23 protein-coding genes and 1 pseudogene are annotated in these 22449 nt (G+C 68.8%); 12 read left to right on the plus strand and 12 right to left on the minus strand.

Annotated features, from left to right (window positions below):
- The first annotated feature begins 45 nt into the window (after positions 1 to 45).
- From kdsA to K8940_RS10695, 5 genes are all read left to right on the plus strand, one after another.
- A complete protein-coding gene (gene kdsA, locus K8940_RS10675) occupies positions 46 to 909 on the plus strand; it encodes a 3-deoxy-8-phosphooctulonate synthase (protein ID WP_223395386.1) in 864 nt (287 codons plus the stop codon).
- Positions 910 to 912: 3 nt separating this feature from the next.
- Positions 913 to 1914, plus strand: a complete 1002-nt coding sequence (gene rfaD / locus K8940_RS10680; protein ID WP_223395387.1) for an ADP-glyceromanno-heptose 6-epimerase — start codon at positions 913 to 915, stop codon at positions 1912 to 1914.
- A 113-nt stretch (positions 1915 to 2027) separates the two neighbouring features.
- Entirely contained in the window at positions 2028 to 3494 is a 1467-nt protein-coding gene (locus K8940_RS10685) for an OB-fold domain-containing protein (protein WP_223395388.1), read from the plus strand.
- Positions 3495 to 3505: 11 nt separating this feature from the next.
- Positions 3506 to 4708: an acetyl-CoA acetyltransferase gene (locus K8940_RS10690; protein ID WP_223395389.1), complete on the plus strand. Its 1203-nt coding sequence runs from the start codon at positions 3506 to 3508 to the stop codon at positions 4706 to 4708.
- Positions 4709 to 4752: 44 nt separating this feature from the next.
- Positions 4753 to 5901 (plus strand): DUF3089 domain-containing protein, encoded by a 1149-nt coding sequence (locus tag K8940_RS10695; protein WP_223395816.1) that lies wholly within the window; start codon positions 4753 to 4755, stop codon positions 5899 to 5901.
- Here the strand turns inward: K8940_RS10695 and K8940_RS10700 are convergent.
- Positions 5872 to 6255 (minus strand): DUF6285 domain-containing protein, encoded by a 384-nt coding sequence (locus K8940_RS10700; protein ID WP_223395390.1) that lies wholly within the window; start codon positions 6253 to 6255, stop codon positions 5872 to 5874. The genes K8940_RS10695 and K8940_RS10700 overlap by 30 nt on opposite strands.
- Positions 6252 to 7217 carry a phosphotransferase family protein gene (locus K8940_RS10705; protein ID WP_411675594.1) on the minus strand — a complete coding sequence of 322 codons (966 nt, stop codon included), beginning with the start codon at positions 7215 to 7217 and terminating at the stop codon, positions 6252 to 6254. The genes K8940_RS10700 and K8940_RS10705 overlap by 4 nt, the downstream gene beginning before the upstream one ends.
- A gap of 105 nt (positions 7218 to 7322) precedes the next feature.
- Between K8940_RS10705 and K8940_RS10710 the strand changes: the two genes are divergently transcribed.
- On the plus strand, positions 7323 to 8267 hold the full coding sequence (locus tag K8940_RS10710; protein WP_223395391.1) for a DUF808 domain-containing protein: 945 nt from the start codon (positions 7323 to 7325) through the stop codon (positions 8265 to 8267).
- A 4-nt stretch (positions 8268 to 8271) separates the two neighbouring features.
- Here the strand turns inward: K8940_RS10710 and recG are convergent, their stop codons facing one another.
- The 6 genes from recG to K8940_RS10740 form a co-directional block, all read right to left on the minus strand.
- Positions 8272 to 10368, minus strand: coding sequence for an ATP-dependent DNA helicase RecG (gene recG / locus K8940_RS10715; protein WP_223395392.1), 2097 nt, complete (start codon positions 10366 to 10368; stop codon positions 8272 to 8274).
- Positions 10369 to 10530: 162 nt separating this feature from the next.
- Entirely contained in the window at positions 10531 to 10833 is a 303-nt protein-coding gene (locus tag K8940_RS10720) for a hypothetical protein (protein ID WP_223395395.1), read from the minus strand.
- Positions 10834 to 10982: 149 nt separating this feature from the next.
- A complete protein-coding gene (locus tag K8940_RS10725; RefSeq protein WP_223395397.1) occupies positions 10983 to 11720 on the minus strand; it encodes an amino acid ABC transporter ATP-binding protein in 738 nt (245 codons plus the stop codon).
- A complete protein-coding gene (gene tcyL, locus K8940_RS10730) occupies positions 11717 to 12376 on the minus strand; it encodes a cystine ABC transporter permease (RefSeq protein ID WP_223395399.1) in 660 nt (219 codons plus the stop codon). Before tcyL ends, K8940_RS10725 begins: the two co-directional genes overlap by 4 nt.
- 4 nt (positions 12377 to 12380) lie before the next feature.
- Complete coding sequence (tcyJ, locus tag K8940_RS10735; protein WP_223395401.1) at positions 12381 to 13166, minus strand: cystine ABC transporter substrate-binding protein; 786 nt, start codon at positions 13164 to 13166, stop codon at positions 12381 to 12383.
- 72 nt (positions 13167 to 13238) lie between these two features.
- Complete coding sequence (locus K8940_RS10740; RefSeq protein WP_223395402.1) at positions 13239 to 14354, minus strand: beta-ketoacyl-ACP synthase III; 1116 nt, start codon at positions 14352 to 14354, stop codon at positions 13239 to 13241.
- Positions 14355 to 14593: 239 nt separating this feature from the next.
- Between K8940_RS10740 and K8940_RS10745 the strand changes: the two genes are divergently transcribed.
- The 4 genes from K8940_RS10745 to K8940_RS10760 all read left to right on the plus strand — a co-directional run bounded on the left by K8940_RS10745 (position 14594) and on the right by K8940_RS10760 (position 17677).
- Positions 14594 to 15127, plus strand: coding sequence for a porin family protein (locus K8940_RS10745; protein ID WP_223395403.1), 534 nt, complete (start codon positions 14594 to 14596; stop codon positions 15125 to 15127).
- A gap of 127 nt (positions 15128 to 15254) precedes the next feature.
- The gene (locus K8940_RS10750; protein ID WP_223395404.1) at positions 15255 to 15638 is read left to right on the plus strand and encodes a hypothetical protein; all 384 of its coding nucleotides are present in this window, start codon (positions 15255 to 15257) and stop codon (positions 15636 to 15638) included.
- Entirely contained in the window at positions 15638 to 16558 is a 921-nt protein-coding gene (locus K8940_RS10755; protein WP_223395405.1) for a sterol desaturase family protein, read from the plus strand. The genes K8940_RS10750 and K8940_RS10755 overlap by 1 nt, the downstream gene beginning before the upstream one ends.
- 69 nt (positions 16559 to 16627) lie before the next feature.
- On the plus strand, positions 16628 to 17677 hold the full coding sequence (locus tag K8940_RS10760) for an alpha/beta hydrolase-fold protein (protein ID WP_223395406.1): 1050 nt from the start codon (positions 16628 to 16630) through the stop codon (positions 17675 to 17677).
- A 2-nt stretch (positions 17678 to 17679) separates the two neighbouring features.
- On the opposite strand, the pseudogene K8940_RS10765 reads toward K8940_RS10760, so the two are convergent.
- Positions 17680 to 18718, minus strand: a pseudogene (locus K8940_RS10765) (NUDIX hydrolase).
- Positions 18657 to 19301 carry a YfbR-like 5'-deoxynucleotidase gene (locus K8940_RS10770; protein WP_223395407.1) on the minus strand — a complete coding sequence of 215 codons (645 nt, stop codon included), beginning with the start codon at positions 19299 to 19301 and terminating at the stop codon, positions 18657 to 18659. Before K8940_RS10770 ends, K8940_RS10765 begins: the two are co-directional and overlap by 62 nt.
- A 105-nt stretch (positions 19302 to 19406) precedes the next feature.
- Between K8940_RS10770 and K8940_RS10775 the strand changes: the two genes are divergently transcribed.
- Together K8940_RS10775 and K8940_RS10780 are read left to right on the plus strand one after the other, a co-directional pair.
- Positions 19407 to 20219, plus strand: a complete 813-nt coding sequence (locus K8940_RS10775) for a universal stress protein (RefSeq protein ID WP_223395408.1) — start codon at positions 19407 to 19409, stop codon at positions 20217 to 20219.
- A gap of 34 nt (positions 20220 to 20253) precedes the next feature.
- Positions 20254 to 20628 carry a hypothetical protein gene (locus K8940_RS10780; RefSeq protein WP_223395410.1) on the plus strand — a complete coding sequence of 125 codons (375 nt, stop codon included), beginning with the start codon at positions 20254 to 20256 and terminating at the stop codon, positions 20626 to 20628.
- A gap of 15 nt (positions 20629 to 20643) precedes the next feature.
- Here K8940_RS10780 and K8940_RS10785 read toward each other — a convergent pair whose 3' ends face one another.
- Complete coding sequence (locus K8940_RS10785) at positions 20644 to 21453, minus strand: hypothetical protein (RefSeq protein WP_223395412.1); 810 nt, start codon at positions 21451 to 21453, stop codon at positions 20644 to 20646.
- Positions 21454 to 21553: 100 nt separating this feature from the next.
- Positions 21554 to 22423 (minus strand): AAA family ATPase, encoded by an 870-nt coding sequence (locus tag K8940_RS10790; protein WP_223395414.1) that lies wholly within the window; start codon positions 22421 to 22423, stop codon positions 21554 to 21556.
- Positions 22424 to 22449 lie beyond the last annotated feature (26 nt).

A 22449-nucleotide genomic window follows, 5' to 3' on the forward strand; every position in this document is an offset into this window, starting at 1 on the left:
TCACCTCTTGGGCGCCCGAAGTCCTAATACGCCGGAATACTCGCCTTGGATCAGCCGCAAGCCGTCTCCCCGAACGCCGTCGTCGAGATCAAGACGCCGACCGGCGCGCCCGTCCGCATCGGCAATGGCGAGAAGCTGTCGATCATCGCTGGCCCCTGCCAGATGGAAAGCCGTCAGCACGCGCTGGAGACGGCGCACGCGCTGAAGGAGATGGCCGACCATCTCGGGATCGGCCTGATCTACAAGACCTCGTACGACAAGGCCAACCGCACCTCGGCCAACGCCCAGCGCGGCATCGGCCTTCACGACAGCCTGCCGATCTTCCAGGAAATCCGCGAGGTCACCGGCCTGCCGACCCTGACCGACGTGCACGAGACTAGCCACTGCCCGATCGTGGCCGAGGCCGTCGACGTCATCCAGATCCCCGCCTTCCTGTGCCGCCAGACCGACCTGCTGGTCGCCGCCGCCAACACCGGCCGGGCGATCAACATCAAGAAGGGCCAGTTCCTGGCCCCGTGGGACATGAAGAACGTGGTCGCCAAGGTGACCGGCGCGGGCAACCCGAACGTCATGGCCTGCGAGCGCGGCGCCTCGTTCGGCTACAACACCCTGGTCAGCGACATGCGGTCCCTGCCGATCATGAAGGAGATCGGCTGCCCGGTGGTGTTCGACGCGACCCACAGCGTCCAGCAGCCGGGCGGGCAGGGCACGTCCTCTGGCGGCCAGCGCGAGTTCGTCCCGACCCTGGCCCGCGCGGCCGTGGCCGTCGGCGTGGCCTGCGTGTTCATCGAGACCCATCCGGATCCCGACAACGCCCCGTCGGACGGTCCCAACATGGTGCCGATGAGCCAGTTCGAGGCCCTGGTCGCCAACCTGCTGCGCTACGACGCCCTGACCAAGGCGGCGTAAGGCATGAGCCGTCGCATCGTTCTCGTCACCGGCGGCGCGGGCTTCATCGGCTCGAACGTCGTCGCCCGCCTCTGCGAGGATCCGGCCCTGGACGTCGTGGTCTGCGATCGTCTGGGCGACGCGGCCGCCGGCAAGTGGCGCAACATCGCCAAGCACCCGATCGCCGACTTCGTCGCGCCCGAGCAGCTCTTCGATTGGCTGGCCAGGCGCGGCGCCGAGGTCGAGCTGATCATCCACATGGGCGCGGTGTCCTCGACCACGGAAGCCGACGCCGACAAGATCGTGCAGTCCAACTTCGTGCTGTCGCGGAATCTCTGGGACTGGTGCGTGGAGCACGGCAAGCGCCTGATCTACGCCTCGTCGGCGGCGACCTATGGCGACGGAAGCCTCGGTTTCGAGGGCAAGGACGACCTGGCCTCGCTGCAGGCCCTGCGACCGCTGAACGCCTACGGCTGGTCCAAGGCCCTGTTCGACATCTATGCCGTGCGCGAGGCCCATCGCGGTCGCGCCCCGGCCCAGTGGGCGGGCCTGAAGTTCTTCAACGTCTATGGTCCCAACGAGGACCACAAAGGCGGCATGAAGTCGGTCGTCGCCCAGATCTGGCCGCGCGTCGCGGCCGGCGAGGGCGTCAAGCTCTTCAAGTCGCACCACCCGGACTACGAGGATGGCGGCCAGCTGCGCGACTTCGTCTATGTCCGCGACGCGGTCGACGTCATCGCCTGGCTGTCCAGGAGCCCGGCCGTGAACGGCGTCTTCAACCTGGGCTCGGGCCACGCGCGTTCGTTCCGCGACCTGGCCGTGGCGACCTTCGAGGCCGCCGGCCGCACGCCCGACATCACCTATATCGACATGCCCGAAGTGCTGCGCGGCAAGTACCAGTACTACACCCAGGCCGACATGAGCCGCCTGCGGGCCGCGGGCTACAACGCGCCGATGACCGCCCTGGAGGACGGCGTGGCCGACTACGTGGCCGGGTACCTCAACACGGACGACCCTTACCGCTGATCCTGGGCCGCCGATCCCTTCCGCTGACGTCAGGGCACGGTTGCGAGGCGCTGTCGCCGGCGTAGGCTGACCTTCGAGATCGAGGCGCGAACCTCGACGTCAGGGAGTTGGTCATGGCCGGCATCGCCGCCTGGGGCGCCTATGCGCCGCGTCTTCGTCTGAGCCGCAAGGCGGTGACCGAGGCCAACGCCTGGGTCGCCCCGAACCTGAAGGCCAAGGGCAAGGGCGAGCGGTCGATGGCCAACTGGGACGAGGACGCCCTGACCATGGCGGTCGAGGCGGCCCGCGACGCCCTGGGTCCCGACGATGATCGTTCTCATATCGACAGCCTCTACTTCGCCTCGACGACCGCGCCGTTCGCCGACCGGCTAAACGCGGGGATCGTCTCGGCGGCCTTGACCCTGGAGAAGTCGATCGCCGCTAGCGATGTCACCGGCTCGCAGCGCTGCGGCCTGACGGCGCTGGGCCAGGCCCTGGCCGCTGGCGGGACCGCGCTGGTCGCCGTCGGCGAGCACCGGAAGGCCCGCGCGGTCTCGGCCCAGGAGCTGGACTTTGGCGACGGCGCGGCGGCGTTCGTGGTCACCGACGATCCCGGCGCGGCGGAACTTCTGGGGCGGGGCTCCGTCACCGACGACTTCGTCGACCACTTCCGGGGCGACGACGGCGGCTTCGACTACTACTGGGAGGAGCGCTGGATCCGCGACGAAGGTGTCGTCAAGCTGGTCCCGCCAGCGATCAGGAAAGCGCTGGAAATTGCTGGCCTAAGCCCTTCCGACATCGATCATTTCTGCTTCCCGTCGACCTTCGCCGGCATGGCCGCGACCCTGGCCAAGGCGGTCGGGATCCGGCCCGAGGCCGTTCGCGATAACCTCGCCGCCGTGATGGGCGAGGCCGGCTGCGCGCACGGACCGATCATGTTCGCGCATGCCTTGGAAGACGCCAAGAAGGACGAAGTCATCCTGGTCGCCCAGTTCGGTCAGGGCGCCGAGGCGCTGGTGTTCCGCGCCACGGGAGCCGGCCACGGCCCGGCGCGCGGCGTCACCGGCTCGTTGGCCGATCGCCAGGAAGAGACCAACTACCTGAAGTTCCTGACCTTCAACGGCCTGGTCGAATGGGACAAGGGCATGCGGGCCGAGAAGGACAACAAGACGGCCCTGACGACCCTGTATCGCAACGAGGACATGATCCTGGGCCTGGTCGGCGGCCGCTGCCGCGAGACCGGCGTCGTCCAGTTCCCGCGCACCCGCATCTCGGTCGCGCCGAACAATCCCGCCGTCGACACCCAGGAGCCGTACCGCTTCGCCGAGCGCAAGGCTTTGGTGCTGAGCTATTCGGCCGACTACCTGACCTTCTCGATGGCCCCGCCAAACCACTACGGCATGATCGTCTTCGAGGGCGGCGGGCGGATCATGATGGACATCACCGACGTCGCGCCGGGCGATGTCGAGACCGGCCTGCCGGTGCGGATGGTGTTCCGCATCAAGGAGGTCGACGAGAAGCGCGGCTTCGTCCGCTACTTCTGGAAGGCCGCGCCGGATCGCGCGGCCATCGCCTCTCAAACCGCTCAAGCCGCCGAATAGGGAGACCGATCATGCCTCAGGGTATCCGCGACAAGGTCGCCATCCTCGGGATGGGGTGTTCGAAGTTCGGCGAGCGCTGGGACGCCGGCCCCGACGACCTGATGGTCGAGGCCTATCTGGAGGCCATGCAGGACGCCGGGGTCGAGCCGACCCAGCTGGACGCGGCCTGGTTCTCGACCCACATCGACGAGATCGGCTCGGGCAAGGGCGGCACGCCGCTGTCGATCGCGCTTCGTCTGCCCAACATCGCCGTCACCCGGGTCGAGAATTTCTGCGCCTCGGGCTCGGAGGCCTTCCGGGGCGCGGTCTACGCCGTGGCGGCGGGGGCGGCCGACATCGCCTTGGCGGTCGGCGTGGAGAAGCTGAAGGACACCGGTTATGGCGGCCTGCCGGTCGCCAATCCCGGCACGCTCAATCCGCAGGTCATGCCGAACGGCTCGGCGCCGGGCAACTTCGCCCAGCTGGCCAGCGCCTATCGCGCCAAGCATGGCGTCTCCAAGGACGACCTCAAGCGCGCCATCGCCCACGTCTCGGTCAAGAGCCACGCCAACGGCGCCAAGAACCCCAAGGCCCACCTCCGGAAGCCGATCACCGCCGAGCAGGCCCTGAACGCGCCGATGATCGCCGAGCCGCTGGGCCTGTTCGACTGTTGCGGCGTGTCCGACGGCGCGGCGGCGGCCATCGTCACCACGCCCGAGATCGCCCGGAGCCTGGGCAAGCACGACCTTGTCACCGTGAAGGCGCTGCAGCTGTCGGTCTCGAACGGCTACGAGAGCCAGTACAACGGCTGGGACGGCAGCCACTTCCACACCGCCCGCGTCGCCGCCGGCAAGGCCTACAAGGAAGCCGGCATCGAGCGGCCGCGCGAGCAGATTTCGATGATGGAGGTGCACGACTGCTTCTCGATCACCGAGCTGGTGACGATGGAGGACCTGTTCATCTCGCCCGAGGGCCAGGGCTGGCGCGACGTGCTGGACGGCTTCTACGACGCCGACGGCGGGGTGCCGTGCCAGATCGACGGCGGCTTGAAATGCTTCGGCCATCCGATCGGCGCCTCGGGCCTGCGGATGTTGTACGAGATGTACCTGCAGCTCCAGGGGCGAGCCGGCGAGCGCCAGCTTTCCAATCCCGTTTTCGGCATGACCCACAATCTGGGCGGCGCCCCGGCCAGCAATGTCTGCTCGGTGGCGATCATCGGCCAGGAAGGGGCGTAGGAAAGGGGCTTAAAGCCTGGCGGGGCTTGGTGTACCCAGGTTTCATGGGCGGTCAGTTCAAAGGCTTTAAGCGTTGGATCTTCGCCGGGGCGGTGCTGTTGCTGGCGCTGATCCTCGCGCCGGCCTTCGTGTGGCGCTACGACATCCTCAGCAACGCCCTGGACCCCAAGGTCCCGTTCCTCACCTATCACCCGCCGCCCGCGCCGGACTACGGCCAGGCCGCCTCGTGGGCGCTGCTGCCCCGTAACGCCGAGCGGACCGCGCCGGCCGACCGGCCGGTCGACGTGTTCTTCGTCCACCCGACCACCTTCGACGGCGGCCGCGACTGGAACGGCGGGATCGACCAGCCCAAGGCCCAGCGCTTCCTGTCGCGGGTGGTGATCCCGAACTACGCCGGGCCGTTCGACCGGGTCGGACGGGTGTTCGCGCCGCGCTACCGCCAGGCCAGCCTCTACACCTATCTGACCCTGCGCGACGACGCCCGCGAGGCGCGGCGCTTCGCCTATGGCGACGTGCTGCAGGCCTTCCGGGCCTATCTGGTCCGCTATGGCCAGGACCGGCCGTTCGTCATCGTCGGGGTCGAGCAGGGCGGTTCGCTGGCCGCGCGCCTGCTGCGCGAGGAGATCGCCACCAAGCCGGAGCTGAAGCGCCGCCTGGTGGCCGCCTATCTGATCGAGACCGCCGCGCCCGCCGACGAATACGCGCCCGACGCGCCCTTGCCGGCCTGCGAGCGCAAGGCCGAGACCGGCTGCGTGGCCGCCTGGATCTCGGCGCCGGAAGGCGATTTCCAGCGGGTGCAGGAGCTTATCGGCCGGTCGCTCGTCTGGGACCGCTCGGACCAGCTGGTCAATCTCGAGGGCCGCACGCCGCTGTGCTTCAATCCGCTGCTCGGCGCCGTCTCGCCCGAGCGGGCCCCGGCGCGGCTGAACCTGGGGGCGACCAACGCCACGGGGCTGGACTGGGGCGCCCGGCCGGCCTTCCTGCAGCGCCAGGTGGCCGCGCGGTGCGAGAACGGCGTGCTGCGCACCAGCAAGCCCAAGTCCAGTGCGCTGCGCGACAGCGGGTCCTGGGCCGACCGGCGCAAGGTCGACGCCTACAACCTGTTCTACGCCGACCTGGAGGCCGACGCCCTGGCGCGGGTCGCGGCGATGACAGGTCGGCCGCTAGCCGCTACGCCCCCCGCCATCCAGTAGGGCCGCCAGGCCGCCATAGGTCGGCTGGTCGATGGCGATCTGGCCGATCGCCGTGGCGCGCAGGTGGGCCAGCAAGGCGGGCTCCAGCGGATCGATCGCGCCGGTCTTCAGCGCCTCGCACAGCCCGGCGTTCAGCGTGGCGAAGTCGCCCGTCTGACCCAGCAGCGCCGTCAGCCGCGCGACCGCCTCGGCCTCCAGCCGCGCGCCGTATTCGGCCTCGCGGGCCAGGGTCGCGCGGGCGTTGTCGGCCACCCGGGCCAGGAAAGCCTGGCGGGCGTCGCCGGGGACGGCCGGTTCGGCGTCGAAGGCGGCGACGGCCTCGGAGAGCTCGGCGGCCGTGGGATGGCTGATCATGCGGCCTCCATCAGGGCCACCAGGTCGATCTCGGTCTCGCTGGTCCGACGGCCGATCATGGCGCGCTCGATCGAGCGGTCCGCGCCCGTCACGAAGCTTTGATACATCATCAGGCACATGACGCCCCACTTCAGCGAGCCCAGGGCCTGCCAGAACCGGACGCGGTCCAGCGTGATTCCGCCGCCGTGGCCGTCCAGCAGGTCATCGTAGTCGCCAAAGCCGCCGACGGGCTTCTTCCATGCGCCGAAACGCCAGGAATTGACGCAGATCCAGCCCAGGTCCTCGGCGGGGTCGCCCAGGTGGGCCAGCTCCCAATCCAGCACCCCGACCAGACCGCCGGTCGGATGGATCATCAGGTTGCCGTTACGAAAGTCGCCGTGGACCAGAACCGGCCGTTCGGGCGGCGGCGGGGCGATGGCCTCCAGCCAACGGAAGGCCGCCTCCAGGATCGGCCGCCGCGCGCCCAGTTCGCGATAGATGGCCTCGTAACGCGCCAGCTCGCCGCGCGCGTCCGAGGTCGCCAGCGGCGGTAGTCCCTCGGTGGGGACGGCGTGGATCCGGGCCAGCACCTGGCCGCAGCGGCGCGCCAGGCCCAGCCGGACGGCGGCGAAGGCCTCATCGCGGACGATCCGGCGGCCCAGGGTCTCGCCCTCCAGGCGACGCATGACATAGGCTTCGCCCAGGCCGTCCTCGGGCGCGCAGACCTGGACCACGCTGGGCGTCGGCGCGCCAGCGGCGTCGGCCGCGCGGATCAGGGCGGCCTCGGCGGCCAGGGCCAGGGCGGTCTCGCGCATGGCCGCGCCCTCGGGGCGGCGACGCAGGATCAGCGGCGTCCCGTCGTCCAGGTCGAAGGCCCAGGTTTCCAGGCTGGCGCCCCCCGACAGCCGGCGGGCGTTGATCGCGCGCGTCGCGGTCGGCGACAGGCGCGGGGCGAGGTGGTCAAGGGCGGCGGCGACGTCCATGGAAGAAGCTTCCAGTCTTGACCCGGCGTCACGCAAGAGCCCCGCATCTTTACGGCGAGGCCGCAGCGCCTTAGGCACGAGGCTCAACTCTTTTCAGGATCGCCCATGCCCTCCGGTCTCGCCGCGCTGCTCGACGACGTCGCGGCCATCACCAAGCTCGCCGCCGCCTCGCTGGACGACGTGGGCGCCGCCGCCGGCAAGGCCGGCACCAAGGCGGTGGGCGTGGTGGTCGACGACGCGGCGGTTACGCCCGGCTACGCCATGGGCTTCACGCCGGACCGCGAGCTGCCGATCGTCTGGAAGATCGCCCTGGGGTCGCTGCGCAACAAGCTGCTGTTCTTGCTGCCCGGCGCCCTGGTGCTATCCGCGTTCGCGCCGTGGGCCGTGACGCCGATCCTGATGGTCGGCGGCGCCTATCTCGCTTTCGAGGCCACCGAGAAGGTCATGGAGGCCTTCACGCCGCAGGCCGAGGGCGAGGCGATTGAGGAACTGGCGCTCAGCGGGCCGGCCCTCGAGAAGCAGAAGGTCGACGGCGCGATCCGCACCGACCTGATCCTGTCCGGCGAGATCATGGCCATCGCCCTGGCCGAAGTGGCCCACCTGGGCCTGGCGATGCAGGCCGGAGCGCTGGCCGCGGTCGGCGTGCTGCTGACCATCGCCGTCTATGGTGCGGTGGCGCTGATCGTGAAGATGGACGACATCGGCCTGCATCTCTCGCGTCGCCAGGGCAAAGGAGCCCAGGCCTTCGGCCGTGGCCTGGTCAAGGCCATGCCGGTGACCATGGAGGCCCTGACCGTGATCGGCACGGCCGCCATGTTGTGGGTGGGCGGCGGCATCATCGTCCACGGTCTGGAGAAGTTCCACCTGACGCCGATCCCGCACTGGGTCGAAGGCTTCTCGCACTGGGCCAGCCTGGTCCCTGGCGTCGGCGCCATCACCGGCTGGCTGGCCTTTGCGCTCGGCTCGGCCGTGGTCGGCCTGGTCATCGGCGGCGTCCTGGCGGGCCTGATGCACCTCTGGCATCACCGCAAGGGCGCGGCGGCGCACTGAGGCCTTAGCCCGCCTCGTTCAGCGGCGAGGCTGGTTTCCAGTCGAACAGCTCCTGCAGCATCCGCAGGGCCTGGCCGCGCGGCGAGGTCAGCTCGGGGTCGCGGGCCAGGATCAGGCGGGCGTCGTCGGCGGCGACGGCGATCAGGTCGCGGTGCGCTACCGGGTCAGCCAGGCGATAGGCCGGAAAGCCGCTCTGCTTGAGGCCCAGCGGGTCGCCGCCGCCGCGCAGCTCCAGATCCTTCTCGGCGATCTCGAAGCCGTCGTCGCTGCGGCGCAGGATGTCGAGGCGCTTCTGGGCCACCTCGGACAGCGGCGGGTCGTAGAGCAGCACGCACGAACTTTCCCGCTCGCCCCGGCCGACGCGGCCGCGCAGCTGGTGCAGCTGGGCCAGGCCGAAGCGGTCGGCGTGCTCGATGACCATGATGCTGGCGTTGGGGACGTTGACCCCGACCTCGACCACCGTGGTGGCGACCAGCACGCTGACCTCGCCGTCGACGAAGCGCTGCATGACCGCGTCCTTGTCGGCGGCCGGCATCTGGCCATGGACCAGCCCGACGCCTGGCAGGTGGCGGGCGAGGTCGGCGGCGCGGTCCTCGGCGGCGCGCAGGTCGACCTTGTCGGACTCGGCGACCAGTGGGCAGATCCAGAAGGCCTGGGCGCCGCCGGCGATGGCGCCGCGCAGGCGCTCGACGATCTCGGGCACGCGCGGGGTCGGCGCGGCGCGGGTGGCGACCGGCGTGCGGCCCGGCGGCTTCTCGTCGATGCGCGAGACGTCGAGGTCGCCGAAGACGGTGAGCTCCAGGGTGCGCGGGATCGGCGTCGCCGACATGGCCAGCAGGTGGACGCCCCAATCCTCGCCCGAGGGGCCCTTGTCCTGCAGGCGCCGACGCTCGTTGACGCCGAAGCGGTGTTGTTCGTCGATAATGGTCAGGGCCAGACGCTTGAAGGCGACATCGTCCTGGAACAGGGCGTGGGTGCCGACGGCGACGTGGTGGGTCCCGTCCGCCAGCCCCGCGAGCTTGGCCGAGCGACCGGCGCCCTTGTCGCGGCCGGTCAGCAGCACCGCCGACAGGCCCAGCGCCCGCAGCGGCGCGGCGATGGTCTCGAAATGCTGGCGGGCCAGGATTTCGGTCGGGGCCATCAGGGCCGACTGGAAGCCAGCTTCGGCGGCGTCGGCCATGGCCAGCATGGCCACCACCGTCTTGCCCGAGCCCACGTCACCCTGCAGCAGCCGACTCATCCGCTCGCCCGAGGCCAGGTCGCCGCGAATTTCCGAAAGGCTGCGGATCTGGGCGCCGGTTAGCTTGAAGGGCAGAGCCTTCTCGGCCGCGTCCGACAGGTCGCCGGACGGGATGCGCGGGCCGGGCGTCGCGCGGCGCGAGGCCTTGCGCTGGGCCAGGGCCAACTGGTGGGCCAGGAGCTCGTCATAGGCCAGGCGCCGGCGCGGCCGGGCCAGGGGCGACAGGTCGGCCTCGCTGGCCGGGGCGTGCAGGACCGTCAGGGCCTCGCGCCAGCCCGGCAGCTTCTCGCGTTCGCGCCAGGCGGCGTCCTGCCACTCGGGCAATTCGGGCGCGCGCGCCAGGGCTTCGAGGGCGAACTTGCGGAAGGTGCGCGAGGGCAGGCCGTGCATGGCCGGATAGACCGTCTCGACCTCGGGAATGTCTCCGGCGCGTTCCTCGTCGACGATATAGTCCGGGTGGGCGATCTGGAGTTCGGAGGCGTACTTGTCCGGCCGCTCGACCTTCCCGCTGACCGCGCGTCGGGCGCCCTTGGGGTGTTGACGCTCAAGGTGAGGGCCATGGCCCTTGAACCAGATCAGGGTCAGGAAACCCGTCCCGTCCCAGGCGCGTATCTTCCAGGGCTGGCTGGGGCGTTGCGACGGGAAATGGGCGTCGATGGTGACGATGAAGGTCTGGACCTGGTCCTCGACGGCCTGGTCCACCGTCGTCACGCTCCGCCGGATCAGGCCGGTCGGCGCTGTGAACAGCACGTCGCGGGTGATCGGCCCGGCCAGCTTTTCGACCAGGGGCGCGACACGTGGGCCCACGCCCTTGAGCGTGGACACCGAGGTGAACAGGGGGAAGAGAATCTCCGGGCGCATCTGACCGGACCATAACCGGTCCCGCGCCCGGAGGCAGACCCCTCGAGCGCGTTAGGTTTAAGTGTGAGCGGTTAAACCGCTCGAACGCGCTCTAAATGTAAAGGCTGGAGTCTGTCTGGTTTAGATGACCTCATCTAAACCAGACAGAGCTCTAGGGGCCGATCAGTCGCCCTGATTCATGATCGGCTGAAGGGCTATGACGATGTCGGAATATTCGTCGGCGCGCGACGCACCCGAGACGTTCAGGCGCGTGTAGAGCCAGGTCGCGCCATGCCGGGCATAGGCCTCGGACCAGCGGGCCTTGGAGTCGATCAGGTTGTTGGCCTCGCCCGCGTAGACGACGGCCCCCTTGGAGTCGACGTACACGTAGTTCCCGGCGATCGTGGTGTTGGGATCACCGTTCTCGGCCAGCTTGTAGCGGTACACGGCGCCCGAGGCGCCCTTGAGTTCGATGTAAGGCTTCACGCTGTCCTCGCCAATAAAAGCCACCCGGCGTAGGGCTTTTGGATTCAATTATTTAGAGTGCGTCTGAGCAGCGAGGCCGCCTACGCATTCGCCTGACGCGATACCACGACGTGAAGCGTCCCGTGGGCCAAATTATGGCTACCGAGAGACTACTGCAGGACGCCAGACCTGGCCAGGAACCGACGGGTCCGCTCCTCGCGGGGAGATGCGAGCAGCTGGCGGGACGGTCCTTGCTCCACGATCACGCCGCCGTCCATGAAAATCGTTCGGTCGGCGACATCTCGCGCGAAATCCATCTGGTGGGTGACGATCACCATGGTCCGCTTCTCGGCCGCCAGGTCGCGGATCACGGCCAGCACTTCGCCCACCAATTCAGGGTCCAGCGCCGAGGTCGGCTCGTCGAACAGGATGACCTCGGGGTCCATGGCCAGGGCGCGGGCGATGGCGCAGCGCTGCTGCTGGCCGCCGGACAGCGCGGCTGGATAGGCATCGGCGCGACCGCCCAGACCGACCTTCTCCAGCAGGGCGATTCCCTTGGCGCGCGCCTCGCCCGGATCGGCCTTGCGGACCACGATCGGGCCCTCGATCACGTTCTCCAGCGCCGTGCGGTGCGGGAAGAGGTTGAAGTTCTGGAAGACGAAGCCGACCTGGCCGTTCAGGGCCCTGGCCAGCGGGACCTTGCCGCCGTTGGCGACGCCCGCGATGGTCAGCTCGCCGCCGTTCAACGGCTCCAGGCCCGCCAGGCAGCGCAGCAGGGTGCTCTTGCCCGAGCCGCTGGGGCCGATCACGGCCACGACCTCGCCGGGGACGACGGTCAGGTCGACGCCCGCCAGCACGGGCGTGTCGCCGAAGCTCTTCCTCAGGCCCTTGGCGTCAATGGCGCTCATCGCCGGCCCTCCGCGGCGCGGCGCTCGAGACGACCCTGCACGGCCGCCAGGACCGTGGAGACGATCCAGTAGATGGCCGCCGCGGCCAGGTACATCGTGAAGATCTCGTAGGTGCGGGCGGTGATCAGCTGGGCCTGACGGAACAGTTCGGGCACCTGGATGGTGGCCGCCAGGGAGGTGTCCTTGACCAGGCCGATGAAGCTGTTGGACAGCGGGGCCACGGCGGTGCGGGCGGCCTGGGGCAGGATCACCCGGCGCAGGGTCTGGCCCCGGCTCATGCCCAGTACGCTGGCGGCTTCCCACTGGCCCTTGTCGACGGCGGCGATGGCGCTGCGCAGGATCTCGCAGGCGTAGGCGGCGATGTTCAGCGAGAAGCCGATGCCGGCGGCGACCAGCGGCGGCATCTCCAGCCCGAACTGCGGCAGGCCATAATAGATCAGGAACAACTGCACCAGCAGCGGCGTGCCCCGGAAGGCCGAGACATAGACCGCCGCCGGCCAGCGTAGCAGCGGGGTGCGCGCCAGCCGCATCAGGGCCAGGCCGAAGCCCAGCAAGACGCCCACGCCCATGCCGATGACGCTGAGCAGCACCGTATAGCCGGCGCCTTTCAGCAGCAGGGGCGCGGACTGGCGCAGCAGGTCGAGACCGGTCTCCATGGGTCTAGCGGGTGACGTCCGCGCCGAACCACTGCTGGGAGATCGCCGTCAGTTTGCCGCTCGCGCGCAGGGCGTTGATGGCCTGGTCGATCACCACCTTGAGGCCCGGATCCTTCTTCATGGCCACGCCCGCGCCCTGGGCGGCGAACGGCGGCCCCGAGGCGACGAATTCCGGCGAGGTCTTGACGAAGTCGGCGGCGACCAGGCGGTCGTTCAGCACCACGTCGATGCGGCCGGCGCGCAGGTCCTGGTACTTGGTCGGATCGTCGTCATAGGTGCGGACATCGGCCTTGGCCACGTTGGCGCGGACCCACTGCTCGTAGTTGGTGCCCAGGCCCACGCCGACCTTCTTGCCGACCAGATCCTCGGGCTTTTCCAGACCGGGCCTGTCCTTCAGCTTGATGATCTGGATGCCCGAGACCGTGTAGGGCTCGGAGAAGTCGTACTTGGCCTGGCGGTCGGGCGTGATGGTGATCTGGTTGATCACGACGTCGACGCGGCCGGATTCCAGCGCGCCCAGCAGGCCGGCGAACGGCGCGGGGCTGAAGGCGACCTTCACGCCCAGCTGCGCGGCCAGGGCCTTGGCGAAGTCGACCTCGAAGCCGGCCAGCTGGCCGTCCTTGTCCTGGAAGTTGAACGGCGGATAGGTGCCCTCCAGGCCGACGCGCAGCGTCCCGGACGCCTTGATCCGCTCCCAGCCGGTGGCGCCAGCCTTGGGCTTGGGGGCGCAGGCGGCGACCAGGGCGAGGCCAAGACCGGACAGGACGGCGCGGCGGGCGGGGAATCGCATCGGAACGACCTTGGGACGAAACAATCCGGCCCAGTTCTATACGCCGGCGCGCCGTTCGCCAGCCCGAACTGGCTACCGCTTGCGGACGAACACCGTGCCGGCCGAATAGCCGGCGCCGAAGCTGCAGATCAGGCCCGTCTCGCCCGCCGCGAAGTCGTCGTTGGCGGTGTGGAAGGCGATGATCGAGCCGGCCGAGCTGGTGTTGGCGTACTCGTCCAGAATGATGACGTTCTCGCCCGGGGCGGGATCGCGACCCAGCACCTTGCGGCCGATCATCTCGTTCATGTTGATGTTGGCCTGGTGCAGCCAGAGACGCTTCAGCGTCGTCGGGTCGATGCCCAGGTCGCTGGCGTGCTCGACGATCATCTCGCTGACCATCGGCACCACTTCGCGGAACACCTTGCGGCCCTCCTGGACGAACAGCTTGTCCTTGGCGCCGATACCCTCGGGCGCGGCGCGGTTCAGGAAGCCGAAATTGTTGCGGATGTTGTTCGAGAACTGGGTCTTCAGGCGCGTGCCCAGGATTTCCCAGCCGTCGGTCGCCTGATCGGCGGCCTCGACGATCACGGCCGTGGCCACGTCGCCGAAGATGAAGTGGCTGTCACGGTCCTTGAAGTTCAGATGGCCCGAGCAGATCTCGGGATTGACCATCAGCACGGCCTTGGCGCTGCCGGTCGTGACGAAGTCGGCGGCGGTCTTGATGCCGAAGGTGGCCGATGAGCACGCCACGTTCATGTCGAAGGCGAAGCCCTCGATCCCAAGGGCCTGCTGAATCTCGATGGCCATGGCCGGGTAGGGGCGCTGCATGTTCGAGGCCGCGCAGATCACCGCGCCGATCTCGGAGACGGGCTTGCCCCAGCGTGCGATCGCCCGCTTGGCCGCCTCGACCGCCATCTCGGCCAGGATCGACAGTTCGTCGTTGGAGCGCTCGGGGATGACCGGGCGCATCAGGTCGGGATCGATGATGCCGTCCTTGTTCATCACGAAGCGCGACTTGATGCCGGACGCTTTCTCGATGAATTCAGGCGAGGAGGGGGCCAGGGCGACGACCTCGCCGGCCGCGATGGCCTGCGCGTTGGCGGCGTTGAACCGCTCGACGAAGGTGTTGAAGGCTTCGACCAGCTCGGCGTTGGAAATGCTGTGGGGTGGGGTGAACAGCCCCGTGGCGGCGATGACGGCTTGCGGCAAGACGGCGGTCCCGATGATACGCGCGGACCTCTTCCTCGATGGGGGCGGGCCCGCGTTCTGACGCTTGTTTGAGCCCGTAGATAGCATGGAAGACGCCCCCGTCATCCCCGTGGCTTTTCAGCCACGACACGCAATGACCTTAAACGCGGCCGTGAACCGCCGCATGGCCGCCGCGTTATCCGCCTAGCCCTAGGCTGGCTGAGGGAGCTGAAGACTACGAGTAGAATTGGAGTACAACAATGAAGACTCTCATCGCCACTACCCTGGTCGCTGGTTCGGTTCTCGCGACTCCGATGTTCGCTCAGGCTCAGAATTCGACGGATGTCTATGGCTCGGTGAACTATGGCCAAACTCGGACGAAGGGCGCGGACACCGGCGCTATTCAAGGGCGCGTGGGCGCCAAGTTTACGCCTAATTTTGGCGTCGAGGCCGAGGTGGCCGGCGGCGTCGACAGCGACACGACCTATACGTCGGCCGGTTCGGCCAAGGTGAAGGCCGAGCACCAGGCGGCCGCCTACGCCGTCGGCTACCTGCCGGTGACCCCGAACCTGGACCTGCTGGCCCGGGCCGGCTACGGCACGACCAAGTTCTCGACGAACAATCCGGCCGCCACCCAGTTCGACGGCAGCCGCGAAAGCTGGAATTACGGCGTCGGCGCCGAATACAAGCTGGACGGCAAGAACGGCATCCGCGCCGACTGGACCAAGTCCGAGTACACCAAGAGCGATCTGAGCTCGAACACGGTGTCGGTGGGCTACGTCCGCCACTTCTAGGCGCGGCCCCACCGACCTGAACGACGGCGCGCCTCTCGCGGGGCGCGCCGTTTTTCATGGGCGCTTGACGCTCGCCGTCGGCTCGGCAATCTGAACGGCAATAAGTTACGGGGGAGACGCGTCGGGTTTGGACAAGGCGCTATTGATTCAACTGGGCGGCTCCGTCGCGGCCGTCGTCCTGCTCGTGGCCTTGGCGGCGTGGCTGGGCGTGACGCGGGCGACCCCGCCGCTGGACGCCGAGGCGGCCAGGGCGCTGCTGGCCCAGGAATTTCCCGATCACCGGCCAGGCGCCGTCTGGATCGCCGCCGACGGCGCCGGGGTCATCGCCCGCGCGGACGCCCTGGCCCTGGTGCTGTACCGGCGTGGCGACGGCTATGTGGCCCGCGACCTGCCATGGGCCGCCGTCGCGGCGCTGAAGCCCACCAATGGCCGACTGATCCTGCGCCTGGCCGACGCCCGTCCCGTCCTGGCCGTCAATGACGACGTCTGGCCGCCGAAAGAGCTCGCCTGATGCTGAAAGCCGCGTTCGATCCCGTCCAGTTGGCCATCCCGTTCTTCGTGGTGGCGATCGTCCTGGAGATCCTCTTGGGCCGCTTCGGCAAGGCCCGCGCGAACTACGAGGCCCGCGACGCGGCCATGTCGCTGAGCATGGGCCTGGGCAGCAACGTGGCCGGCCTGCTGCTCGGCGGCGTGATCTTCGCCGCCACGGTCTGGGTCTGGCATCACCGCATCTTCACGATCCCGATGACGGCCGTCTGGGCCTGGGTCGTGCTGTTCCTGCTGGAGGACCTGACCTACTACTGGTTCCACCGCCTGGCCCACGAGCGGCGGATCTGGTGGGCCAGCCACGTCAACCACCACACCTCGACTCACTACAACCTGACCACCGCCCTGCGGCAGACCTGGACGGGCGGCGTGGCCGGGACCTGGCTGCTGTGGCTGCCGCTGTCGTTCCTGGGTTTCCCGCCGGCCATGGTCGCGATCCAGAAGGGGGTCAGCCTCGTCTACCAGTTCTGGATCCACACCGAGGCGATCAAGCGCATGCCCCGCTGGTTCGAGGCGGTGTTCAACACACCCTCGCATCACCGCGTGCACCACGCCCGCAACGCCCGCTACCTGGACGCCAACTACGCCGGGATCCTGATCATCTGGGACCGCATGTTCGGCACCTTCATCCCCGAGGTCGACGAAGAGCCTTGCCGCTACGGTACGGTGAAGAACCTGGGCAACTTCAACCTGCTGTACAACGTCTTCCACGAGTGGATCGGCATCGGCAAGGACGTGGCCGGTTCGAAGTCGCCGCGCGAGGTCCTGGGCTACGTCTTCGGCCCGCCGGGCTGGAGTCCCGACGGCTCGCGCGACACGTCCCGCACGCTGAAGGCCAAGTGGCGGGCGCGGACCGAGGCGGGTGAGGGGATCTCGCCGCAATAAAGCCTCACTGTGGCGAGCTGATCCTGGGTTGAGTGGCGTCCTCCCCGAAGCTCACACGGAGAGCCCCAGATGCTGCGGTTCATCGGTCTGCTCGTCGCGGCCATGGTCGTGCTCGCCCTCGCGCCCGGCGCTCGGGCACAGAGCCAGATCCGCGATTTCACCATCGCCTCCAGGGCCTTCGACGGAAACAAGATCGGCCTCGACGGCCAGCGGCGCGCGCGGGCCTACCTGCCGGACGGCTACGCCACGTCGGGCCGGCGCTATCCGGTCATCTACTTCCTGCACAATGTGTTTGACGACGAGAAGGCCGTGTTCGACCGCGACGGTTTCGGGCGGCTGCTGGACCAGGCGATCGCGGCCAAGGCGATCCCGCCGGTCATCGTCGTGACGGCCGACTTCAGCACGCCGCTGGGAAGCTCGATCTACGCCAGCTCGCCCGTCACCGGCCGCTGGGACGACTTCCTGGCCGTCGAACTGGTGGGCTGGACGGACCGAACCTTCCGCACCCTGGCCCGGCGCGAGAGCCGAGGTCTGGCCGGCGACCGGATGGGCGGCCACGGCGCCCTGGCCATGGGCATGCGCCACGCCGACGTGTTCGGCGCCGTCTACGCCCTGCACCCAGTTGGCGCGGGCGTCGGGATGCAGCCGATGTGGTCACGGCCAAACCTCGAGCTCCTGCAAAGCGCCAAGTCGCTGGGCGACCTCAAGGGCGACGGCTTTTCACAGCTCTTCACGGCCATCTACCAGGCTCACCTGCCCAATCCGGACAAGCCGCCGCTCTATGTCGACCTGCCGGCGCGCAAGGTTGACGGCAACGTCGTGGTCGACGCCCGCGCGACAGCGCGACTGATCGACAGCTTCGCGCTCGACCATCAGGTTCTGCGCCACGCCGATGCGCTCAAGAGCCTGCGCGGGTTGAAGTTCGACTGGGGCCGCAACGATCCCAATCCCGACCACGTGATTTCCGCCCAGGCCTTCTCGCGTCTGCTGACCGAACTGGGCGTGCCGCACGAGGCCGAGGAATATGTCGGCGGCTGGGGCGACCGTACCTGGGGCGAGACCGGTCGGGTCTACACGGCCATGCTGCCGTTCTTCGCCCGCACCCTGGCCGGCGAGTAGAGTCAGTCCCGCAAAAGCGGCAGCGACAGGCCCGTGGCCTGGCGCGTGGCGACCATGTCGCGGCGGAAGCGAAACAGCTCGGCCGGGCGGCCGCCGGTCTCGGCGTCCAGGCGTCCCAGCCCCTCGACCAGTTCCTCGCGCTCGACCACGCGGCGGAAGTTCTGCTTGTGCAGCTGGACGCCGGCGATGGCCTCGACCGTGCGCTGCAGGGTCGAGAGGGTGAACTCCTCGGGCGTCAGCTCGAACACCACCGGGCGGTACTTGATCTTACCGCGCAGGCGCGAGAGGCCCGTGGCCAGGATCCGACGGTGGTCCGAGATCATCGGTTCGCCCAGCGCGGCCGACAGGGCCTCGGGCTCGGCCGGATCGTGGCCGTCGGCGCGATCGCGGTCGCGTGCGGCCTCAGGGGCCAGGCCGGCCTCGTAGAGCAGCTCGTAGCGCTCCAGCACCCGTTCCTCGTTCCACGGCGCGCCGTCCAGGGCGAAGGCCAGGCGGGCGCGCGACCACTTGGCGGCGTCGTCGCCGGACCAGCGTTTCAGCGCCGGGGCGATGGCCTCGTCCAGCAGGGTGGGGCGACCCAGACGCCAGTCCTCCCAGGGGAAGAACCGCGTCCAGGGCGCCCAGGCGGTGTCGGGCGCGTCGGTGTCGACGGCCTTGGGCGTCAGGCCCAGATAGCCGACCGAGACGACGCGCGCCGCGCCGGCCCCGACCTCGGCGCGCGGCGCGTCGCGGCCCTTGTCGCCGAAGGTGTAGAGCTGCTCGACATAGCCCAGCTGGAACCGGGTCTGGGCGGTCACGAAGGCGCGAAGGCCCAGCTCGAAGGTGCGGTGCGCTTCGGGATCGAACGGGCCGAACGGCAGGCCCGAGAGCGGCGAGGCGATGTCGGTGACGGCGTCGTGCGGTCGCACGGTCAGGACGACGGCCTCGCCGTCGCGGATCGCGACGACCACCGCCGAAAGGCCGATGACGACCGAGATGCTCATTCGGTCTCGAACGCCGCGCTGGGCGCGGACTCGAAGCCGGCGGCCTTCGACAGCACATGGAACCGCTGGACGTAGCGGGCCTGGGCCTCGAAGGGCGGCTGCGGAATGATGCGCAGGTCGTAGCCGACCGGCGGCGCGCCGAAGATCGACAGGGACTCGGCGTGCTCGAAACCCGCCAGCTGGGTGGCCTCGAAGAAGGCGCAGGCGCGGTCGGCCTGCTTGATCAGTTTCTTGATCGGGGCGGGGGTCTTCACGGGCAGGCCGAAGCGGATGTGGATGGCGTCCTCCAGCCTAGCCTCGAAATCCTTGTAGCTCACCCCCAGCGCCGCCTTGAACGGGCTGATCATGTCGCCGATCACGTATTCGCTGGCGTCGTGGAGGAGGGCGGCCAGGCGCCAGCGCGGCTCCAGGTCCGGCTTGATGTGCGCGGCGATCTCCTCGACCACCAGGCTGTGCTGGGCCACCGAGAAGCCGTGGTCGCCGACCGTCTGGCCGTTCCACCGCGCGACGCGGGCAAGGCCGTGGGCGATGTCCTCGATCTCGATGTCCATCGGCGACGGATCGAGCAGGTCGAGCCGACGTCCGGAGAGCATTCTTTGCCACGCGCGGGGCGGTGCGCCCCTATGCAGCCCTTTGGCCACGAGATCGTTCCTTACGGTGAAGGTGGTTGACTGGCGCATCGGTTGAGAAAGATCAATGTGGCGGTCGCCGTCATCTGTGGAAATGCCCTTGAAGGGAGTTCGATCATGAGTTGGGCGAGAATCATGGTTCCGCTGGCCGGAACCCCGAACGACAAGGGCGTCATCACCTCCGCCGCGGCTTTGGCCGGAGCATTCCAGGCCGAGCTGGCCTGTGTCCATGCTCCCGCCGACATGGCCGACCTGATGCCCTGGATGGGCGAAGGGTTCATGGGCGGCGTGCAGGTCACCGCGCTGGAAAGCCTCAAGGAAGCCGCGCAGGAAGGCGCCAAGGCCTGCGGCAAGCTGGCGGCCGACACCGCCTATCCGCGCACGCGGGTCATCAGCCTGGACTCGCCCGTCTGGGCGGGTCTGGCCATGGAAGGGCGCCTGTCGGACGTCATCGTGTTCGACGACGCCTCGGCGCGCGGCAAGGGGCCGTTGGCGGAGGCGTTCCAGCAACTGGTCGCCGACGAGCAGCGCCCGACCTTGGTGGCGCGTCCCGGCTTTAAGGTCGACGGCGTGGCCCTGGTGGCCTGGGACGGCGGCAAGGAAGCCAGCCGCGCCATGCGCACGGCCCTGCCGCTGCTGCAGAAGGCCAGCTCGGTGATCGTGGCCGGGGCGCCCGCCGCCTCGTCGCGGGCCTTCGAGCTGGAGCGGCTGGTGGAATTCCTGTCCGCCCGCGGCGTCAAGGCCGCGGTGAAGGTTCTCGAGGGCGGCAACGACGCCGCGAGCCTGCTGCTGGGGGCGGCGAAGGACACGGGGGCGAACCTCCTGGTCGCCGGCGCGTTCGGTCATCCCAGGCTGCAGGAGTTCATCTTCGGGGGGACCACCCGCACGCTGCTCAACAGCGACGGGCCCTCGCTGTTCCTGTCGCACTGACAATTCAAATCAAGAGAGAAGGGGAGACTGGCGAATGTCCCTGTCCCGTATCGTCATGCGCCTCGCGCGCAATCCCGGCACCGAGTTCGCCGGCGGCGACGACCATCGTGGCTACGCTCTGACCGCGCCTCTGACCGAGGACGGCCATATCGACGAGGGCGAATACGCCAAGGTGAAGGGCGAGTGCAGCGTGCGCCGCTTCGCGCCGGACGAGGACGCCGTGGATGGCCGCCTGAACAGGCGCGGGACCCGCTGGTTCTTCGACTATGACGACGAGGACAGCACCGACGACGAGCCGCTGCACCGCCTGGGCGAGCACCGCTTCGCCCTGGGCGAATACGTCACCGTCACCGATGAGGATGGTCGTCCGCTGACCTACAAGGTGATGGAGGTCGTGCCGGTCCAGTAGGACCGGCGCGGGCCCTCAGCCGCCCACGTTGTGGCGGACCAGGGCCTTCATGTCCCGGAAGATGTCGTGGTCGTCGGTGTTGCGGGTCTTGGCCTCGACGACGGCGACGGCCAGCGGGCCGCCCTTGGGGCCGCGCGCCTCGTAGCCCGCCAGGCGATAGCCCTTGGGGGCCTTGTCGTTGGCCAGGATCAGGGTCGAGCGCACGGCGTCGCCGCCCTTCTTGGCGCGGATTTCGGCGCCGTGGTCGTCGGCCTTGATGGTCACGTCGCCGTCGTGCTCGTCTTCGGCCGAGACGTTGACCCCGCCTTCGGTCTTGACGTTGACGTTCTTGTTGACCTTCACCTCGGCGGCGCCGCCGTCGCTGTTGATGGTCAGGTGGCCGATGCGGATGTCGGCGCTGTCGTCATTGGCGTCGATATTGATCCCCGGCAGGTGGATGCTCGTCTTGTTCTTGCCGGTTTTGCCCGTCTTTTCCGGCGGCTTCGGCGTGGCCGGCGGGGGGGGCATGATCGTCTTCAGCTCGCCCTCGATCGGCGCCAGCGCCGCCTCGGCGTCGCCGCCGTTCAGGCGGACCAGGCGCAGGTTCACCGTGGCCTCGGCCGACTCGTAGCCGCAGGACTGGCCGTCCTCGGCGACGCTGACGCGTGTCAGCTGGCCCTGGCGGTCGGGGCAGTCCAGGCGATCGATGACGCGCATCGGCTCGCGACGGCCGATGCGCCGCTCATGGCGGTCCGGCTGATCGGTCTGGGCGGGGTGGCAGGCGGTCAGGGCCGTCGCGCCGACGCCGATCGTCAGCGCCGCGGCCAGCCATTTGGAATGACGCATGGGTGCTTCCTGGGACCTTCCCTCGTTCGCGCGGGAAGGTGGTCGCACGCTCGGCGCGCGTCCAGTGAATTCAAGGTAACGGCTGTTTGGTCGCGGCCGGCTATTGGCCGGGACGCGCCCCTGAGCCCTCGCGGCGGGCCAGGAAGGCCAGGCGCTCGAACAGGTGCACGTCCTGCTCGTTCTTCAGGAGGGCGCCGTGCAGCGGAGGGATCAGCTTGGTCGGATCCTTCTCGCGCAGGACGGTGTCGTCGATGTCCTCGACCAGCAGCAGCTTCAGCCAGTCCAGCAGCTCGGAGGTCGACGGCTTCTTCTTCAGGCCCGGCACCTTGCGCATGTCGTAGAAGATGCGCAGCGCCTCGGCGACCAGCTTCTGCTTGATGCCCGGGAAGTGGACGTCGACGATGGCCTGCATCGTCGCCTCCTCGGGGAAGCGGATGTAGTGGAAGAAGCAGCGGCGCAGGAAGGCGTCCGGCAGTTCCTTCTCGTTGTTCGAGGTGATGATCATCACCGGCCGGACCTTGGCCTTGATGGTCTCGCCGGTCTCGTAGACGTAGAATTCCATGCGATCGAGCTCCTGCAGGAGGTCGTTCGGGAACTCGATGTCGGCCTTGTCGATCTCGTCGATCAGCAGCACCGGGCGCTGTTCGCTCTCGAACGCCTCCCAGAGCTTGCCCTTCTTGATATAGTTGCTGACGTCCTTGACCCGCTCGTCGCCCAACTGGCTGTCGCGCAGGCGGGTGACGGCGTCGTATTCGTAGAGGCCCTGCTGGGCCTTGGTCGTCGACTTGATGTGCCAGGTGATCAGGGGCGCGCCCATCGCCTTGGCGACTTCGTAGGCCAGCACGGTCTTGCCGGTGCCGGGCTCGCCCTTGATCAGCAGGGGACGCTCCAGGGCCACGGCGGCGTTCACCGCGACCTTCAGGTCCTCGGTCGCCACGTAGTCGGAAGTGCCTTCGAAGCGCTGGCTCATGAATCGGATCCGGTTCGAACAGTTGT

The organism is Caulobacter segnis (assembly GCF_019931575.1).
Classification (GTDB): domain Bacteria; phylum Pseudomonadota; class Alphaproteobacteria; order Caulobacterales; family Caulobacteraceae; genus Caulobacter; species Caulobacter segnis_C.

Coding starts and splice junctions, on each gene's coding strand:
- rfaD (WP_223395387.1), top strand. CDS start 913: ATGAGCCGTCGCATCGTTCTCGTCACCGGCGGCGCGGGCTTCATCGGC.
- K8940_RS10685 (WP_223395388.1), top strand. CDS start 2,028: ATGGCCGGCATCGCCGCCTGGGGCGCCTATGCGCCGCGTCTTCGTCTG.
- K8940_RS10690 (WP_223395389.1), top strand. CDS start 3,506: ATGCCTCAGGGTATCCGCGACAAGGTCGCCATCCTCGGGATGGGGTGT.
- K8940_RS10695 (WP_223395816.1), top strand. CDS start 4,753: ATGGGCGGTCAGTTCAAAGGCTTTAAGCGTTGGATCTTCGCCGGGGCG.
- K8940_RS10700 (WP_223395390.1), bottom strand. CDS start 6,255: ATGATCAGCCATCCCACGGCCGCCGAGCTCTCCGAGGCCGTCGCCGCC.
- K8940_RS10705 (WP_411675594.1), bottom strand. CDS start 7,217: ATGGACGTCGCCGCCGCCCTTGACCACCTCGCCCCGCGCCTGTCGCCG.
- K8940_RS10710 (WP_223395391.1), top strand. CDS start 7,323: ATGCCCTCCGGTCTCGCCGCGCTGCTCGACGACGTCGCGGCCATCACC.
- recG (WP_223395392.1), bottom strand. CDS start 10,368: ATGCGCCCGGAGATTCTCTTCCCCCTGTTCACCTCGGTGTCCACGCTC.
- K8940_RS10725 (WP_223395397.1), bottom strand. CDS start 11,720: ATGAGCGCCATTGACGCCAAGGGCCTGAGGAAGAGCTTCGGCGACACG.
- tcyL (WP_223395399.1), bottom strand. CDS start 12,376: ATGGAGACCGGTCTCGACCTGCTGCGCCAGTCCGCGCCCCTGCTGCTG.
- tcyJ (WP_223395401.1), bottom strand. CDS start 13,166: ATGCGATTCCCCGCCCGCCGCGCCGTCCTGTCCGGTCTTGGCCTCGCC.
- K8940_RS10745 (WP_223395403.1), top strand. CDS start 14,594: ATGAAGACTCTCATCGCCACTACCCTGGTCGCTGGTTCGGTTCTCGCG.
- K8940_RS10755 (WP_223395405.1), top strand. CDS start 15,638: ATGCTGAAAGCCGCGTTCGATCCCGTCCAGTTGGCCATCCCGTTCTTC.
- K8940_RS10760 (WP_223395406.1), top strand. CDS start 16,628: ATGCTGCGGTTCATCGGTCTGCTCGTCGCGGCCATGGTCGTGCTCGCC.
- K8940_RS10775 (WP_223395408.1), top strand. CDS start 19,407: ATGAGTTGGGCGAGAATCATGGTTCCGCTGGCCGGAACCCCGAACGAC.
- K8940_RS10780 (WP_223395410.1), top strand. CDS start 20,254: ATGTCCCTGTCCCGTATCGTCATGCGCCTCGCGCGCAATCCCGGCACC.
- K8940_RS10785 (WP_223395412.1), bottom strand. CDS start 21,453: ATGCGTCATTCCAAATGGCTGGCCGCGGCGCTGACGATCGGCGTCGGC.
- K8940_RS10790 (WP_223395414.1), bottom strand. CDS start 22,423: ATGAGCCAGCGCTTCGAAGGCACTTCCGACTACGTGGCGACCGAGGAC.